We start from the raw sequence: 16,048 nt of genomic DNA, 5'->3' as shown, positions 1-16,048 counted from the left end.
GCCCGGCCCCGTGCCGTTCGGCCTGTGCCCACCGACGGGCCGCCCCGGTCCCGGCCGTCCGGTCAACCGTTCTGGTAGAACCGGGACGCTCCGGGGTGCAGCGGGACCGGGTCGGTGTTGGCCGCGCTGCTCCGGTCGAAGTTGCGACCCTCCGGGTGCACCGTCCCCAGTTCGGTCTGGTGCGCGAAGAGCAGCGCGGTCAGGTCGTACGCCAGCTTGTCCGGCATGTCGGCGCTTACCAGGATCATGTTCGCCACGGTCACCGTCGGCACCGCCGTCGGCGTCCCGTACGCCTCCTTCGGCAGGTCGGCGGCGGCGTAGACCGGCCCGTACGTGGCGGTCAGCGGCTCGATCAGGTCGGCGATCGGCAGGAACCGGAACTTGCCGGGCGCGGCGGCGAGCAGGTCGGTGATGCCGGGCGTGGGCAGCCCGCCGGAGAAGAACATCGCGTCGAGGGTGCCGGCCCGCATCCGGGCGGCGGTGTCCGGCAGGGAGAGCCGGGCCCGGCGGACGCCCCGCTCCGGGTCGATTCCGGCCGCGGTGAGCAGCCGGCCGGCGATGACGTCGGTGCCCGACCGGGGGGAGCCTGTGGAGACCCGCCCGCCCCGCAGGTCGGACAGGGTGGTGATCTTCGCGTCGGCGCGTACCAGCACGTGGGTGTAGTTGCGGTAGACGCGGGCCAGCGCGCGCACCTGCTGCGGCCGGCCCTGGAACGCGCCCTGCCCGGCGTTCGCGTCGGCCGCGGTGTCCGCCAGGCTGAACGCGATCTCCATGTCGCCGCCGGTGACCCGGGTGATGTTCTCGCCCGAGGCGCCGGTCGGCTCGGCGCGCGCCTCGTAGCCGGGCAGGTACCGGCTGATCAGATCGGCGTACCCGCCGCCGAGCTGGTAGTAGACGCCGGTGGTGTTGCCGGTGGCGAGGAAGATCCGCCCGCCGTGCCAGGGTGCCGGCTGCGGCGCCGCGTCGTTACCGCAGCCGGCCGCCAGCAGGACGGACAGCAGCGCGACCAGGGCGGCGGCCACCCGGCCGGGTCCGCCGGGGCGGCGTGCCGGCACCGCCGGGGTGGGGCCGGGCGGTGCGGTCGCGGTGGTCGCGGCACGTCCGGCCGGTGCCGTCGCCGCCCGCCCGCGACTCGGCGGGGTCGGGCGGGCGGTCACGACCGGGCCGCCGGTTCGAGGGCCTCGGCCACCCGCTGCACCAGCATGGCCGTCTCGTAGCCGATCTGGCCCAGGTCGCAGCCGGGGGCGGCCAGCACGCCGATCAGTGCCCGGTCGCCGACCGCCATCACCAGTAGCACCCCGCCGTCCATGTCGACGATCTGCTGGCGTACCCGGCCGGCGTTCATGAACCGGGCGGCGCCCACGGTGAGGCTCGCCAGGCCGCTGATCACGGCGGCCAGGTGGTCGACCTGGTCGGTGGAGAGGCCGGGGGAGGCGGCCAGCTTGAGGCCGTCGCCGGAGACCGCGAGGGCGTGGGCGACGTCCGGCACCTGGGTGGCGAAGCTGGCCAACAGCCAGTCGAGGCCTGTGCTCGGCTGCGGTGTCATGTGGTTCTCCTGGTGGCGTCGTTCTGTTGGCTGTGGCGCATCGCGGTCGCGACGCCCTCGGCCAGCGCGGAGAGCCGGGCCCGGACCAGTTCCGGGTCCAGCAGGTCGTCCGGCTGGCGCCGGGCGGACTGTGGGTCGGGCAGCGGGGGCGCGAGTTGGCCGCCGCGGGCGCGTCGGGGCAGCGCCCCACCGCCGGGCGTGACCGTCCCGCCGGGGGCCGTCGTCCCGCCGTGGCCCGTGCCGCCGTGGCCTGCCGTCCCGCCCCAGGTCGACCCGGTGCCGGCGACCCCGGGCCCGGCGGGCCAGGCCGGTGCCGCCGGTCCGGGCTGGCGCTGCGTCCCGGACCCGGGCAGCGTGACGGCCGGGGCCTGCTGGGAGCGCACCGGCGGCGAGACCGCCGTGAGTCGCGCGGCGGCGGCCGGGGCGGGCGACCAGGCAGGCGGCGCGGCGGGGGCACGGCCGGTGGAGAACCAGGTGGCCGGCGAGGACGGCGTCCCCGGCGGCCGGGCGGCCGGCACCGGACCCGGCCGGGCCACCACCTTCTCCACCAGGGTGAGGGCGCTCTCCGGGATCTCGACGGTGGCCGTGGTGCCCCCGGCGGCACTGTGCAGCGACACCCGGATGTGGTGCCGGGCGGCCAGGTGGGCGACCACGTGCAGCCCCATGCTGCCCGCTGCGGCGCTGGACAGGGTGCCCGGCCTGTCGAGCCGTTCGTTGATCTCGGCGAGCCGGCTGTCGCTGATCCCGATCCCCCGGTCGTGGACCCGCAGGACCAGCCCGTCGATGGTGCGCCGCCCGTCGACCCCCACCATCGTGTGCGGCGGGGAGTAGGCCGTCGCGTTCTCCAACAGTTCGGCCAGCAGGTGCACCAGGTTGCCGACCACCGAGGCGTCGATGGCCACGGGCGGCAGGTCCGCCCCGACCCGGGTGTACTCCTCGATCTCGGCGGCGGCGGCCGTCACCACGTCGGCGATCAGGTGCGCGCCGTGCTGGCCGCGCCCCGGCTCGCCGCCGGCCAGCACCAGCAGGTTCTCGCCGTTGCGGCGCATCCGGGCCGCCAGGTGGTCGAGGGCGAAGAGCCGGGCCAGCGCGTCCGGGTCGGTCTCCTCCCGCTCGAACTCGTCGAGCAGGCGCAACTGCCGGGTGATCAGGGTACGGATCCGCCGGGCCAGCGCCTCCGCCATCCGGGTCACGTCGACCCGTAGCTCCGCCTGCTGCCCGGCCAGCCGCAACGCCGACCGGTTCACCGTGTCGAACGCGTCCGCCACCTGGGCGATCTCGTCGCGCCCCCGGGCGATGCCGGCGGTCCGGTCCAGCGCGGAATCCGGCCCGCCGGGTTGCCCTTCCGCCGGGCCGCCCGCCGCGATGGCGGTGATCCGGTCGGGCAGCTCCCGGTGGGCCATGGTCAGCGCGGCCACCCGCAGCCGGCGCAGCCGGCGGCTGGTGTGCATCGCGAGCAGCCCGGCAGCGACGAAGGAGAGCACCGCCACGCTCAGGGTGATCCCGGCGCTGACCAGGGCGTCCCGCCGGGCCGCGGCGGCCAGCCCGGCCGCCTGCCGGTCGAGCTGCTCGGACAGGTCCCGGCTGATCAGGTTGTACCGGCGGATCACCCCGCTCTGCGCCACGTACCAGGCGTCGCCGTCGGTCCTCAGTGCCTCCGGCACCGCGTCCGCGCCCAGCGCGCCGTCGCGCATCCGGCGGGCGGTCGCCACGTCCTGGCCGTCCAACAGCCGGTTGTACGTCGCCGACGAGGCGGGACTGGCGATCCGGGAGAACTCGGCCTGCCGCTGCTCCTGTGCCCCGCGCAACTGGGCCACCCGGGCCAGCTCGCCCGGCTTCAGCGCGCCCCGGGAGAAGATCGCCCGCAGCAGGTCCCGTTCCAGCGCGGCGAAGTGCTCCTGGGCGGCGACGGCGGCCACCTCGCGGGCCGAATTCGCCAGGTCCGTGTCACGTAGCTGGGCGGGGAGCGCGTCGGCGACCCCGAGCAGCGTGTCGACCAGGCTCACGTAGAGCTGGTCGGCGGGGCGGACCCCCAGCGCGAGGGTCCGGGCGTCGTCGAGCTGGGCGAGCTGGCCGTCCGCGCCGTCCAGCGCGCCGGCCAGCGCCGGGGCGGCCCGTCGGGCGTCGTCCCGGGCCGTCCGGTACCGCCCGGCCGCCGAGTCGACGCGCTGGCGCTGGGCGTTGACGAGTTGCCGACCGGAGGCTCCGCCGCGCTGACGCAACGCGACCGTCTCGGCCAGCTCCCGTTCCAGCTCGTGCACCAGCCGCACGGTCGCGGTGGCGGTGCCGGCGAGCACCCGGGCGCGCTCGGCGTCGGCCGTGGCGGCCAGTGCCGTGCGGGTCTGCAGGGTGCCGAGCACGAGCAGGCCGACCGTGGCGATCAGGATCGGCGCGACCAGTTGGGTCCGCACCGACCACAACCGACTGGTCCGGTCCGTGGAGCGGTTGTGCCGGCGTACGTCAGCTGTGCCGGGCTGGGGCACGCGGGCCTCCGGGCGGTGATGGGGCAGCGGTGGTAGTCGTGGGTGGTGGGTGTGACCGCGCCGGGCCCGGCGTGGTGGCCGGGCCCGACTGCGGGGGTCAGCTTGCGCCGAGGGTGGTCAGCGCGCTGGCAGCGCCCCGGTGCAGTGGCACCGGGGCGGTGCGGCGGGCGGTGTCCAGGCTGATCCCGGCGGCGGGCGGGGCTGGCCTGGGCGAGGGCGTCCTACTTCTCGAACAGCACCTTCGTCACCGCGTAGGCGACGTTCGCGTCGAGGTCCTTGCGGATCAGCAGCACGTTCGGCATCACGATGGTCGGGGCGTCGGTCGCCGTCCGATAGGTGTCCTTGCCGATCGCCCCCGCCTGGTATGCCGGATTCAGCCCCGCCAGCTGCGGCAACAGCGGGCTGATGTCGATGAACCGTACCTTGTCTCCCGAGGTCCTGAACAGGTCGGTTAGCCCGTTCGTGGGCAGGTCACCGGACCAGAACAGCCCGTCAACGCTGCCGCCCTCGCCCTGCGCCGCAGAGCAGCCCCAGCCCGTTCGGGGTGACCACGAACGCGATCGGCGCCAGGTACGCCGGCAGCGGGTACCGCAGGGTCTGCCACCAGCCGGCCGCCGGGCAGACCGCGGCCACCGCGAGCACGCCGCGCACCCCGGCCACCAGGGCTGCGACCAGCCGGGCCGGGGTGAGCTTGTGCGCGCGGTCCAGGAAGGACAGCGCCGCCGCGAGCAGGGTCGCGAAGACCACGGCGCGGCGGATTACCCGGCGGCCCGTGATCGGGCCGGCTCAGGGGTGCGCGGGCGGCGGCACGGTCAGGCTCCGGGCCAGCGCCACGGCGCCGTGCAGCGAGGAGAGCCCGCCCAGGGCGGCGGCCCGCACGGCCGGTGCCGCGCGGCCGGGCCGGGCCAGCCGGGCCACCTCCCGCTCGACCAGCCCGACGAAGCCCGGCAGCCCGGCGGCGAACCCGCCACCCAGCACCGCCACCGACGGGTCGACCAGCTCGCCGAGGCTGACCACGGCCGCCGCGAGCGCCGTACCACTCGGCCGGACCGCGTCGTGGGCCCACGGCCGGTCCCGCGCCAGCCCGTCGCGCAGCTCGGCGAAGCTCACCGCGGCCCGCCGCCCGGCGGCGGCCCGGCGCAGCGTGGCCGGCCCGGAGGCGATCGCCTGGAGGCAGCCGTGCCGGCCGCAGTCGCAGCGCGGCCCGTCGACGGCGACGACCATGTGCCCGACCTCGGGCGAGCCCCGGCCGGCCCCGGGCAGCGGGCGTCCGCCGAGCACCACGCCCCCGCCCACCCCGGTCCCCACCCCGAGGTAGACGACGTCGTCCGCGCCGACGTGCCGGGCCTCGGCGAGCGCCGCGAGGTCACCGTCGTCGGCCCAGGCGGTCCGGCTGCCGGGGAAGAGCCGGCGCAGCGCCTTGTCGAGCCGCAACCCGGCCCAGCTCGGCCGGCCCGGCCAGACCGTCACCCGACCGGTCGGGTCGGTGGTGCCGGGCATCGCCACCCCGACGGCCGCCAGCCGCCAACCGGACTCCGCGCGCAGCGCGTCGACCGCGCCCGCCAGCGCAGCCACGTCCGCTTCGGCGTCGCCGCCGGCGGGCCAGGTCAGCGTCCGCTCGTACGCCCGCGACGCGGCGGCCCCGAGCTGCTCGTCCGGCCCCGGGTCGATGCCCGGCGCGGACGCGCACCGCTCGGCCCGTAACGCGACCTTGGTGCCCCCGATGTCGACCCCGAGCACGGCGGCGTCGGTCCGCTCCGGCACCGGCGGTCAGCCCCGCAGCACGTGCAGCACCGCGACCGCGGCTGCCGCCAACCCGAACACGGCCGGCATCGCCGCCACCGAGATCGGGTCCCGGGCGCGGAGGTGGAAGATCACCGCGCCGATCATCTGGAGGGTGAGGCCGATCGCCGCCGCGATCCCGGCCGGCGGCCAGTACAGGCCGAAGATCAGGCCGACGACCGCGGCCAGCTCCAGGTTGCCGATCACCTTGGTGAGCCCGGGGGAGACGCCGAGGTGGGCCATCCGCTCGCGCATCTGGGCCTGGCCGGTGAGCTTGGGGTAGGCCAGCGCGGCGAAGACGGTGGCCAGGATGACGCTGAGGACGATGATGGGAATCTGCACGTTTTCTTCCTTCTCGGAGGGGGCAGAGCCGGGCCGACCCTATCGGCCGGACGGCCGGGTGGCCCGCGTACGCGCGGCGGCGGGCCGGGGGTTCCGTCCTCAGTCGACGGTGGCGACCAGCGCGCGGGCGGCCAGCCGGTAGCCCAGCGAGCCCAGCCCGACGATGATCCCGCTGGCCAGCGGGGCGAGCACCGAGTCGTGCCGGAAGCTCTCCCGGGCCCACACGTTGGACAGGTGGACCTCCATCCACGGCCGCGGATAGTTGGCCAGCGCGTCGCGCAGGCTCCAGCCAGCAATCATCAGGGCGCCCGGGTTCACGATCGCGCCCACCGTGTCGTAGTGCTCCTGCACGGTGCGGACCAGAGCGCCCTCGCAGTCGTGCTGCACCGCGACCACCCGCCAGCCCCGCGCCGCGACCTCCTCGCCGACGGCCCGCTCGATGTCGGCGAGGGTGTCGGTGCCGTAGATCTCCGGCTCGCGTCGGCCGAGGATGCCGAGGTTCGGACCGTTCAACAGCAGCACATCGGACACAGCTCACCTCGCGGAGAACAGCCCGGGTACGGCCACCTCGCGTGGCTGGCCCCCGCCGGGCCGGCGACAGATTCCCCGCAGTCTTACTACGCCGCCGGCCCCGCCCGCGCCGACCGTCGCCGGCCTGCCGTCGAACTAAGGGGTGGGTAGGGGCCGTTAGGGGAGGTGAGCGTCCTGCCGGGTCGGTTAGCGTCCACCGCGAGCCGATGACGCTGGCCGATCCGACGGCGGCGTCCCCGCTCGACCGGCCGACCGGCGCAGGCCCGCCGCGGTGGGCGAGCCCGGGTCCGCGGGACGCGCGAAGCCGCCGCGGGACGGTCGGGAACCGCTGGTCCTCCTGGATTGGGAAGTGGGAAGTCATGAGTGGTCAGCCGTCGACGGTGCCGGAGTTCCCCGAGTGGCCGCAGTTCGGTGACGAGGAACGAGCCGGCCTGATCCGCGCCCTGGACCAGGGTCAGTGGTGGCGGATGGGCGGGAGCGAGGTCGACACCTTCGAGGCGGAGTTCGGCGCGTACCACGGCACGCCGCACGCGCTCGCCGTCACCAACGGCACCCACGCCCTGGAGGTCGCACTGGAGGTGCTCGGCGTCAAGGCCGGCACCGAGGTGATCGTCCCCGCCTTCACCTTCATCTCGTCGTCGCTCGCCGCGCAGCGCCTCGGCGCGGTCGCCGTGCCGGTCGACGTCGACCTGGACACCTACTGCGTCGACCCCGCCGCCGTCGCCGCCGCGATCACCGACCGCACCAGGGTCATCATGCCGGTGCACATGGCCGGCCAGTTCGCCGACATGGACGCGCTGGACAAGATCGCCGCCGACGCCGGAGTGGCGCTGCTCCAGGACGCCGCGCACGCCCACGGCGCCCAGTGGCACGGCAAGCGGGCCGGCGCGCTCGGCTCGGTGGCCGCGTTCAGCTTCCAGAACGGCAAGCTGATGACCGCCGGTGAGGGCGGCGCGGTGCTCTTCCCCGACGAGGAGACCCGCGAGCGGGCCTTCCTCGTGCACAGCTGCGGCCGGCCCCGCACCGACCGGGACTACCTGCACCGCACCACCGGCTCCAACTACCGGATGAGCGAGTTCACCGCCGCCGTGCTGCGCGCCCAGCTCACCCGCCTCGACGGCCAGATCGAGGCGCGTGAGCAGCGCTGGCCGCTGCTGTCCGGCCTGCTCGCCGAGATCCCCGGCGTGGTGCCGCAGGGCATCGACCCGCGCACCGACCGCAACCCGCACTACATGGCCATGTTCCGGATCCCGGGCATCACCCTGGAGCGCCGCCGGGCCGTGGTCGACGCGCTCATCGCCCGGGGCGTCCCGGCGTTCGTGGCGTTCCGGGCCATCTACCGGTGCGAGGGCTTCTGGGAGGCCGGCGCCCCCGACGAGAGCATCGAGGCGATCGCCGCCCGCTGCCCCAACGTCGAGCAGATCCACTCCGACTGCGTCTGGCTGCACCACCGCACCCTGCTCGGCACCGAGCAGCAGATGCACGACATCGCCGCCGTGCTGGCCGACATCCTCGCCGAATGACCGGGCTGCCCCCGGCTGCCGCGCCCGACCGTCCGGTCCGGGTCGCGGTGGCCGGCCTCGGGTGGGCCGGGCGGGAGATCTGGCTGCCCCGGCTCGCCGCGCACCCGGCCTTCGAGGTGGCCGCCCTGATCGACCCGCAGCCGGCCGTCCGGAACGCCGCCCGAGACACCCACGCGGTGCCCTTCGCGTACGCCGACGTCGACGACCTGCCCGTCGGCGCGGTCGACCTGGTGGTGGTGGCCGTCCCCAACCACCTGCACGCGACCGTCGCCGCCGGGCTGCTGCGCCGGGGCGTACCGGTGTTCCTGGAGAAGCCCGTCTGCCTCACCTCCGCCGAGGCGGAGCTGCTCGCCGGCGCGGAGCGCGACGGCGGCGCGGTGCTGCTGGCCGGCAGCGCCGCCCGGTGGCGGGCCGACGTCCGGGCGCTGGCGGAGGTGGCCGGCGAGCTGGGCCCCGTCCGGCACGTCGACGTGGCCTGGGTCCGCGCCCGGGGGGTGCCCGACGCGGGCGGCTGGTTCACCCGCCGCGACCTCTCCGGCGGCGGCGCGCTGGTCGACCTCGGCTGGCACCTGCTCGACACCGTCCTGCCGATACTCGGCCCGGACACCCGGGTCAGCCACGCCATCGGCAGCGTCTCCGACGACTTCGTCAACGACAGCGCCGCGCACGCCGCATGGCGCAGCGAGGCCGGGACCGGCGGCCGGTCCCGCGGCGACGTCGAGGACACCGCCCGGGGGTTCCTGCTCACCGACGGCGGCGCCTCGGTCGCCCTGCACGCCTGCTGGGCGTCGCACGAGGCCCTGGACCGCACCACCATCACCGTGCAGGGCATCGCCGGGTCGGCCACCCTGAGCTGCACGTTCGGGTTCAGCCCGAACCGGGAGCCCACGCCGGTGCTCACCCGCACCCGCGACGGCGAGACCGTCCCACTGCCGGTGCCCGCCGAACCGATCGGCACCGAGTACGACCGCCAGCTCGACGCCCTGCCCGGGCTGCTCGCCGACCCGGCCAGCCGGGGAGTGGCCGCCGCCGAGGCCCGTCGGACCATCGACATCATCGAACGGATCTACTGTTCCGCCCGGCCCACCGAGCCGGAGCGGGAACACGCGCTGGCGGGCCATCGCGACCGGTGAGAACCACCGGCGACCTCACTCGCTCCGGGGAGCAGCCATGAGCCAATCACCGTCCATCGTCGACGTGCCCCTCCCGGCCGTCGCCGTGCCCCTCCCGGCGCCCGGCCGGGGCCCGATCCGCGCGGTGGTGTTCGACCTCGACGGTGTCATCGTCGACAGCTCGGCCGTCATGCGCGAGGCGTTCAGCATCGCGTACGCGGAGGTGGTGGGCGACGGACCCGCGCCGTTCGAGGAGTACAACCGGCACATGGGCCGGTACTTCCCGGACATCATGCGGCTGATGGGGCTGCCGCTGGAGATGGAGGAGCCCTTCGTCCGGGAGAGCTACCGGATGGCGCACCTGGTGCCGCTGTTCCCCGGCGTCCGGGAGACCCTGGAGGAGTTGCACGTCCGGGGCATCCGGATGGCCATCGCCACCGGCAAGAGCGGCCCCCGGGCCCGCTCGCTGCTCGACACGCTCGGCGTGCTGAGCCTGTTCGACCAGGTGATCGGCTCCGACGAGGTGGCCCGCCCGAAGCCCGCCCCGGACATCGTGCTCCAGGCGCTCGGCCATCTCGACGTGCCGCCGGCCCAGGCCATGATGGTCGGCGACGCGGTGATCGACCTGCTCAGCGGCCGGGACGCCGGCGCCACCACGGTCGCCACCACCTGGCATGGCGGCGACATCGCCGCCCTGCTCGCCGCAGGGCCGGACGTGGTCGCGCACGCCCCGGGCGACCTGCTGGCCCACTGCCCGGCGGCCCTCGCCCTCTGACCCGCGCGGTTGCGGCTGGGGCGTGTGTCGGAGTGCGGGAGACGCACGGCCACGTCTCCGGCGGCAGGCAAGCACGATCGCCACCAGCCGAAACCGACCGCTGCCCTGGACGATGAGCGGACATCTACCAGTTCCGGAGCGCTCTCCGGGGCCGGGCGGCCTCCCGGAAACCGCCGGTGACCGGCCAGCCGTGCAAGATCGTGCTCGATCCCGGAAAGCGTGGCCTCCTACCCGTAAGGTAGGCCGGCGTCGACCAGGTTCTAGGTCAGCGCTACCGCCAGGTCGGCTGCGGTCTCCAGTGCCGCAGCCGCCCGTCGGGCTTCGTCCGGGCTCAGGGCAACACGGTCGACGCGGGCCAGCATCTCGGCTGCCGTGGCCGGGTCGTGCAGCACCATCGCAACCTCGGCGCGGTAGACGAGAACCTCCACCAACGCGACCGGGTCGTCACCTGCCTCGACGTGGGCCAGCGCACTGTCCAGGATCCGAGCGGCCTGCCGGGCATCACCTCTGGAGTCGCCCTGCACGACGGCATTCGCCAGCGCCTTGGCCAGGCGACCGGTGGGCGCCGACGGGGGTTCGGCAGCCGCGTTCTGGGTGACGCGGATCCAGTTGCCACCCGGGTCGATGACGCTGAACCCGCTCAGCCCGTCCTGGTTCCTCCGCGCCCGGGGCCTGGTCATCCGCGGCGTCCCGGAGACCAGCACCTTGCCGTACGCGGCCCGCATGCCTGCCGCGAAGGCCCGGTAGAGCTCCCCCGTGTCCGAGGTCAACACCAGACACGAGCCGTAGGAATTCTCCGGGTCGAACCCCGCGATCTCGAAGAAGTGGAGATGTAAGTCCTCGCGTTGCAACGCCACGTACGGGTTGGGTTTGCGCTGCTGGTAGGTGGTGTGGAAACCGAGCACCTGGTAGAAGGCGGCGATCTCCTCGATGGAGGCGCAGGGCAACAGAGGAACGGCTACTTCGTTGGTCATCCGTACTTGATAGCCGTCGTGAGCAGACGCGCGCACATAGGAATAGCCGATCATCGTACGCAGCCGACCGATCGTCCGAGGTGGCGCAAGTCGGGCTGATGGTCAGCGGATTTCTGGGCCGGAGTCGTTCACTGATCCGGTGGAGGTGGCACTTCCGGTACGGCGTCGGAACGCGGTGCGGATGCGGCTCGCTGGGCGGCGAGCCCCGCCGCCATGCCGGCTGCCGAGCCACGGCTGCTCCGTCGCACGTCGGGCAGGCGCAACGGCGTGATGTGGGTCCATTGCCGAGCGTGAGGCCGCCGAAACTGTGCGGTGTACCGTTCAACGGGTCCGCCCGGGTAGCGGCCGGCGGGCGTTGTCCCAGCCCTCCACCTGGGAAGTAGGCGAAGGAATGCCCAAGAAAGTGGACACCATCGGTGCCCGCATCCGTTACTGGCGGGTCCGTCGCAGCGGGATTACCCAGGCCGTCCTCGCGGGGCTCGCGGGTGTCAGTCAGTCCTACATCTCGCAGGTCGAGTCCGGCCGCAAGAACATCGACCGTCGATCCACCCTGGTCGCCATTGCCGCCGCTCTCCAGGTCACGGTGGCGGACCTGCTCGGCCAGGGCACGGAACCCGGCGACCCGGCACGGGACAGGGCGGCGGAGTGCGTCCCGGCGATCTGGTCCGCGCTGATCGAGGTCGAGGATGGTGAGCGCCGGCCGCCGACCCGTGGCAGGGACGAGTTGGCCGTGGACATCTCCCGTAGCGATCAGCTCCGTACCCGATCGAACTATCCGGCGATGGCCCGGCTACTTCCCGGCCTCCTGCTCGACGCCGCTGCTGTCGGCGGCACCGTGCTCGCCCAGGTGGCCTACCAGGCTTCGACGTGCCTACGGCACCTCGGCTACCGGCATCTGGCGCTCAACGCAGCCCGGGTGGCGGTGTCGGCTGCCGAGCAAGTCGAGGATTCGGCGTGGATCGGGGCGGCCCGGTTCGCGTACGCGCAGAGCCTGCCGATCGAATCCGCGCCACTCGCGGCCCGGTCCGCCGACCGGTCGCTGGCCGGGCTCCAGTCCGGGGCCGCCGACGAGCGGGTCCGACAGATGCTCGGCCAACTCCACCTCTCGGCGGCGCTGACCTCGACCGTGAGCGGTCGTCTGGACGTCGCGCGGGACCATCTAGGCGAGGCGGCCCGCGAGGCAGCAACCCTCGGAGACCCGCCCGACGGGGGCGGCTTCAACGGCTGTGGGTTCGGGCCGACCAATGTGAAGCTGTGGGAGATGTCCATCGCGGCGGAGTCGGGTGAGGCCGGCCGGGTGATCGAGCTGTCCCGGACGGTTCGGCCGCAGGTGCTCGTGGCGTCGATCCGTCAGCAGTCCTACTGGCTCGACCTCGGGCGCGCGCTGGCCGACACTGGCCGCCGGGATGCTGAAGCGCTGGCCGCGTTCGTGCAGGCTGAGCAGGCCGCGCCGGTGCCATTCGCCCTGAACCCCCTCGCCCAGGATGCTGTTGTGGCGATGGCACAGCGAGCGAAGCGCCGCGCAATCCCGGACGAGCTACGGGTGCTGGCCGGTCGGATGGCATCAACCTGCTGCCATAACCGCAGGTAATCGTGCCATAACCGATTTGCCCTAGCGTCCGTTCGGGGAGGCGGATGCCTCTCTTCGGCTGGGTGCGGCGGTGACGGTCCTTCCATGAGCTTGCCGCCGCGCCCCTGCAACGGAGGTAGGGATGCAGGGTCGTGGCGACGAGCCGGCGGTGAGTCGGGGCGAGCAATTGGAGGCGGAGGAGCGGGAGGCGGCGAAGCGGCGGATTCTGGCGCAGGCCGAGGCGGATCGGATACCGGTGGAGGAGACCACGCGGGCGATGCCTGACCGGCGGTGGCGTCGTGGACAGGGTTGAGCTGCCGATAGGCCGGCGGGTGGCCCAGTGGCGGGCGCGTCGCGGGTTGACGCAGCAGATGCTCGCCGACCGGCTGGGCAAGTCGAAGAGTTGGGTGGACAAGGTCGAGCGGGGTGTCCGCGCGCTGGACCGGTTCACCGTCATCCGGGACATCGCCGAGGTTCTTTGGGTGGACGCGTCGGTGCTGGTCGGTGGGGACGCGCGGCCGGCGGCGTCCAAGGGTGCCGGCGATGGTGTGGACGGGGTGCGGGCCGCGCTCGCCCGCTACGACGTGCTGGGACTGTGGCCCTGTGACCGGCTGATCCTGCCGGCGGTTGAACTGGGGCGGCGGGTGGAGCATGCGTGGCTGACGTACGAGCACGCGGACTATCCGCAGTTGGTGCGGATGCTGCCGGACCTGCTCGGTGACGCCCAGCGCGCCCATGCCGCCGACACCGGGGCTGAGGCGGCCGGTCTGCTGGTGCGGGTGTACCGGACCATGGCGTCGGTGCTGGTGAAGCTGGGCGAGGCCGAGTTGGCGTGGCTGGCCGCCGACCGAGCGATGGCGGTGGCCGGCGGTGACCCGCTGCTGGCGGCGGTCGCCGCGGTGCCGCTCGGCCAGGCGCTGCGCGCGTCGGGGCGGGGTCGGTTGGCGATGGCGGCGACGATCGCCGCCGCGCACCGCGTCGCGCCGGCGGTGCCGTACGAAGGCCCGCCGCCGGGGCTGGCCCTGTGCGGGTCGCTGCTGGTGGAGGCCGCACTTGCCGCCGCTGCCTGCGGTGATGCGAGGAGCGCGGGGGAGTTGATCGACCAGGCGGCGGAGACCGCCGAGCGGGTCGAGGACGCCCGGGATCATCAGGGGGCCGTCTTTGGGCCGACCGTCGTGGAGTTGGCGCGGGTAGCGGTGGCGGTCGAGCTGGGTGACGGCGGCGAGGCGGTCACCCGGCACGAGAAGGTGACCAGCCGAGGTGGGTGGGGGCGGCTGCCGGTCGAGCACCGGGCCGCGCACCTGGTCGACGCCGCGCGGGCGTACCTGCATGTCGGTGACCTGCTGCGGGCGGGCCGCGCCCTGGTCGACGCCGACCGGACCGCACCTGCGGAGGTCCGGTGCCGGCCGCTGGCGCGTACGGTGATCGCCGACGTGGCGCGCGGCGGCCCGATGCCGGCCGGCGTGGCGCACCTGGCGACGGCGGTCGGGCTGACCCGGTGACGAAGCCGCCGCCCTGCGCCGGGGCCCGCCAACGTCGGCGTGACGATGGCGTCCGGCCGGACCTCTCAGTGCGCCTGGTCGACGCCCTCGGGGCCGGCTTCGAGGAAGCGCAGCATCTCGGTGGCCAGCATCTCGGCGACGGAGGCAGGGACCAGGTCGGTGCGGACGGTGACGCGCAGGAGGGTGTCCCCGTTGCCGGGCAGCACCTCGGCGAGGCACGCGCCCGACCACTCCCGGGCGTACGGCTCGACGATCTCCTCGGCCCGGCAGCCGGGCAGCTCCAGGGGGAGCACGACGTTGTCCTGGTAGGCGAAGGAGGGCAGGCTGTTGGCCACCTCGCGGGACATGTCGAGGGCCGGGTCGGTGGTCATCTCCAGGAAGGACACGTCCTGGGCGGCCATCAGCTCGTCGACGGTCCGCTGGACGGCCCGGATCAGGTTCTTCTCCGGCCCGTCGAACCGGACCCGGAGGCAGTTGGAGCTGATCCGGCTCGTGAAGGTGGAGTCGAGGATCCGGCTGCCGCGCTGGGCGACGATCATCAGCATGGCGATGTCGTCCTGCTGGTGGATGGCGCGGAGCGCGGAGGCGTAGGCGGCGGCGAAGTAGGTGGAGCGGCTGAACCGGTGTTCGCGGGCGGCGCGGTCCCAGCGCTCCATCACGTCGGGGGTGACGGTGACGATGTGTCCGGCCTTGGGGCCCCACATCGGGGTCTCCACCAGCAGCTCCTGGGGTCGGCCCTCGCCCTGGCGGGAGAGCCCGCGCAGTTGCTCGCGCCAGTAGGCCCGCTGCGCGTCGAGGTCGGCGGCGTCCCGCAGGCGGGTGTGCTCGTCGTAGAACTGGCGCAGTGTGGGTGCGGGTCGGTCCCATTCTGGGGTTTTGCCTGCCAGTCGGGCGGTGTAGGCGTGGCTGAGGTCGTGGGTGAGGAGGGTGTGGGACCAGCCGTCGAAGGCGATGTGGTGGATGCCGATGCCGAGGAGGATGCGGTTGGTGGATTTTTCGCGAATGAGGGCGGCGCGCCAGTTGCGGCCTTGGGTGTAGTCGAGGGGTTGTTGTAGTGCTTCGGTGAGTTGGTCGAGTGCGTTTTGTTCGGTGGTGGCGTCGGTGAGTAGGCGGAGCTGGGGCATGCCGGGGTTCGGGGGGAGGATGGCGACCGGTGGGTCGACGCGCCGGTAGCGTGCGCGCAGGGCCTCGTGCCGCTTGTGGACGTCTGCCAGGGCGGTCATCAACGCTCGGGGGTCCAACTCGCCCTCGATCCACCAGGTGGTCGGGCAGACCAGGTCGAGCGGGAGCCAGACGAACTTGCCGACGGACAGGGCCAGCGAGACGGGCTTGGCCGGGCCGGGGCGTCCGGTGACGGGTGGCTCCGGTTCGACGGTGGGGCGGCGGGGTGCGGTGGTGAGCCAGTGGGCGAGTTGGTGTGGTGTGGGGGTGCGGTGGATTTGGGATACGGGGATGAGGGTGTTGGTGGTGTGGTCGATGGTGGTGGCGAGGGTGGCGGATTGTAGGGAGGTGCCGCCGAGGTGGAAGAAGTTGTCGTGGGTGCCGATGGGGTTGATGCCGAGGATGGTGGCGAATATGTCGGTGATGAGGTGTTGTTCGTTGGTGGCGGGTGCCACGTAGTCGACGCCGAGGTCCGGACGCTGAGATCCCGGTTCCGGTAGTGCCCGTCGGTTGATTTTTCCGGTGCCGCCGAGGGGGAACCGGTCGAGGATCATGATGACGGCGGGGACCATGTATGAGGGCAGCAGGGTGGCGGCGTGTTGGCGTAGGTCATTGACGGTTGGGGTGTGGCCGTTGCGGGCGGTGATGTAGCCGATGAGGCGTGCGGTGTTTTGGTGTTCGTGGCGGATGACGACTGCGGTGTTGACGTGGGGGTGTTGTTCGAGGGTGGTTTCGATTTCGCCGAGT

Annotated in this window: 16 protein-coding genes; 6 read left to right on the top strand and 10 right to left on the bottom strand. The window is 73.8% G+C overall.

What is annotated here, in order from left to right:
- Positions 1 to 62: 62 nt before the first annotated feature.
- From ACH4T9_RS19365 to ACH4T9_RS19330, 8 genes are all read right to left on the bottom strand, one after another.
- A complete protein-coding gene (locus tag ACH4T9_RS19365) occupies positions 63 to 1,157 on the bottom strand; it encodes a TAXI family TRAP transporter solute-binding subunit (protein ID WP_396673081.1) in 1,095 nt (364 codons plus the stop codon).
- A complete protein-coding gene (locus ACH4T9_RS19360) occupies positions 1,154 to 1,546 on the bottom strand; it encodes a roadblock/LC7 domain-containing protein (protein ID WP_396673080.1) in 393 nt (130 codons plus the stop codon). Before ACH4T9_RS19360 ends, ACH4T9_RS19365 begins: the two co-directional genes overlap by 4 nt.
- Positions 1,543 to 3,957, bottom strand: coding sequence for a nitrate- and nitrite sensing domain-containing protein (locus ACH4T9_RS19355; RefSeq protein ID WP_396673079.1), 2,415 nt, complete (start codon positions 3,955 to 3,957; stop codon positions 1,543 to 1,545). Before ACH4T9_RS19355 ends, ACH4T9_RS19360 begins: the two co-directional genes overlap by 4 nt.
- 293 nt (positions 3,958 to 4,250) lie before the next feature.
- Positions 4,251 to 4,517 carry a TAXI family TRAP transporter solute-binding subunit gene (locus ACH4T9_RS19350; RefSeq protein WP_396673425.1) on the bottom strand — a complete coding sequence of 89 codons (267 nt, stop codon included), beginning with the start codon at positions 4,515 to 4,517 and terminating at the stop codon, positions 4,251 to 4,253.
- Between the two features lie 4 nt (positions 4,518 to 4,521).
- Positions 4,522 to 4,776 carry a hypothetical protein gene (locus tag ACH4T9_RS19345; protein WP_396673078.1) on the bottom strand — a complete coding sequence of 85 codons (255 nt, stop codon included), beginning with the start codon at positions 4,774 to 4,776 and terminating at the stop codon, positions 4,522 to 4,524.
- A 39-nt stretch (positions 4,777 to 4,815) separates the two neighbouring features.
- Positions 4,816 to 5,793 carry an ROK family protein gene (locus tag ACH4T9_RS19340; protein WP_396673077.1) on the bottom strand — a complete coding sequence of 326 codons (978 nt, stop codon included), beginning with the start codon at positions 5,791 to 5,793 and terminating at the stop codon, positions 4,816 to 4,818.
- A gap of 6 nt (positions 5,794 to 5,799) precedes the next feature.
- On the bottom strand, positions 5,800 to 6,153 hold the full coding sequence (locus ACH4T9_RS19335; RefSeq protein WP_396673076.1) for a DoxX family protein: 354 nt from the start codon (positions 6,151 to 6,153) through the stop codon (positions 5,800 to 5,802).
- Positions 6,154 to 6,252: 99 nt separating this feature from the next.
- On the bottom strand, positions 6,253 to 6,684 hold the full coding sequence (locus tag ACH4T9_RS19330; RefSeq protein WP_387024624.1) for a type II 3-dehydroquinate dehydratase: 432 nt from the start codon (positions 6,682 to 6,684) through the stop codon (positions 6,253 to 6,255).
- Between the two features lie 359 nt (positions 6,685 to 7,043).
- Here ACH4T9_RS19330 and ACH4T9_RS19325 point away from each other — a divergent pair, with 359 nt between their 5' ends.
- Genes ACH4T9_RS19325 through ACH4T9_RS19315 form a run of 3 tightly spaced genes read left to right on the top strand, consistent with a single transcriptional unit; the run spans position 7,044 to position 10,094 of the window.
- Positions 7,044 to 8,207, top strand: coding sequence for a DegT/DnrJ/EryC1/StrS family aminotransferase (locus tag ACH4T9_RS19325; protein WP_396673075.1), 1,164 nt, complete (start codon positions 7,044 to 7,046; stop codon positions 8,205 to 8,207).
- Entirely contained in the window at positions 8,204 to 9,340 is a 1,137-nt protein-coding gene (locus ACH4T9_RS19320) for a Gfo/Idh/MocA family protein (protein WP_396673074.1), read from the top strand. Before ACH4T9_RS19325 ends, ACH4T9_RS19320 begins: the two co-directional genes overlap by 4 nt.
- 37 nt (positions 9,341 to 9,377) lie before the next feature.
- Entirely contained in the window at positions 9,378 to 10,094 is a 717-nt protein-coding gene (locus ACH4T9_RS19315; RefSeq protein WP_396673073.1) for an HAD-IA family hydrolase, read from the top strand.
- Between the two features lie 260 nt (positions 10,095 to 10,354).
- Here ACH4T9_RS19315 and ACH4T9_RS19310 read toward each other — a convergent pair whose 3' ends face one another.
- Positions 10,355 to 11,068 carry a VOC family protein gene (locus tag ACH4T9_RS19310; protein ID WP_396673072.1) on the bottom strand — a complete coding sequence of 238 codons (714 nt, stop codon included), beginning with the start codon at positions 11,066 to 11,068 and terminating at the stop codon, positions 10,355 to 10,357.
- Between the two features lie 391 nt (positions 11,069 to 11,459).
- Here ACH4T9_RS19310 and ACH4T9_RS19305 point away from each other — a divergent pair, with 391 nt between their 5' ends.
- The 3 genes from ACH4T9_RS19305 (at position 11,460) to ACH4T9_RS19295 (ending at position 14,140) form a co-directional block, all read left to right on the top strand.
- A complete protein-coding gene (locus ACH4T9_RS19305) occupies positions 11,460 to 12,659 on the top strand; it encodes a helix-turn-helix domain-containing protein (protein WP_396673071.1) in 1,200 nt (399 codons plus the stop codon).
- A gap of 121 nt (positions 12,660 to 12,780) precedes the next feature.
- A complete protein-coding gene (locus ACH4T9_RS19300) occupies positions 12,781 to 12,951 on the top strand; it encodes a hypothetical protein (RefSeq protein WP_396673070.1) in 171 nt (56 codons plus the stop codon).
- The gene (locus ACH4T9_RS19295) at positions 12,938 to 14,140 is read left to right on the top strand and encodes a helix-turn-helix domain-containing protein (RefSeq protein ID WP_396673069.1); all 1,203 of its coding nucleotides are present in this window, start codon (positions 12,938 to 12,940) and stop codon (positions 14,138 to 14,140) included. Before ACH4T9_RS19300 ends, ACH4T9_RS19295 begins: the two co-directional genes overlap by 14 nt.
- A gap of 65 nt (positions 14,141 to 14,205) precedes the next feature.
- Here the strand turns inward: ACH4T9_RS19295 and ACH4T9_RS19290 are convergent.
- A partial coding sequence (locus ACH4T9_RS19290; RefSeq protein WP_396673068.1) for a condensation domain-containing protein occupies positions 14,206 to 16,048 on the bottom strand: 1,843 nt, incomplete at its 5' end.

Origin of the sequence: Micromonospora sp. NPDC020750, from assembly GCF_044334565.1 — a bacterium.
GTDB lineage: Bacteria > Actinomycetota > Actinomycetes > Mycobacteriales > Micromonosporaceae > Micromonospora.
The sequence above is the reverse complement of the archived record's forward strand: the minus strand, read 5'-3'. Positions and strand labels throughout refer to the sequence as shown.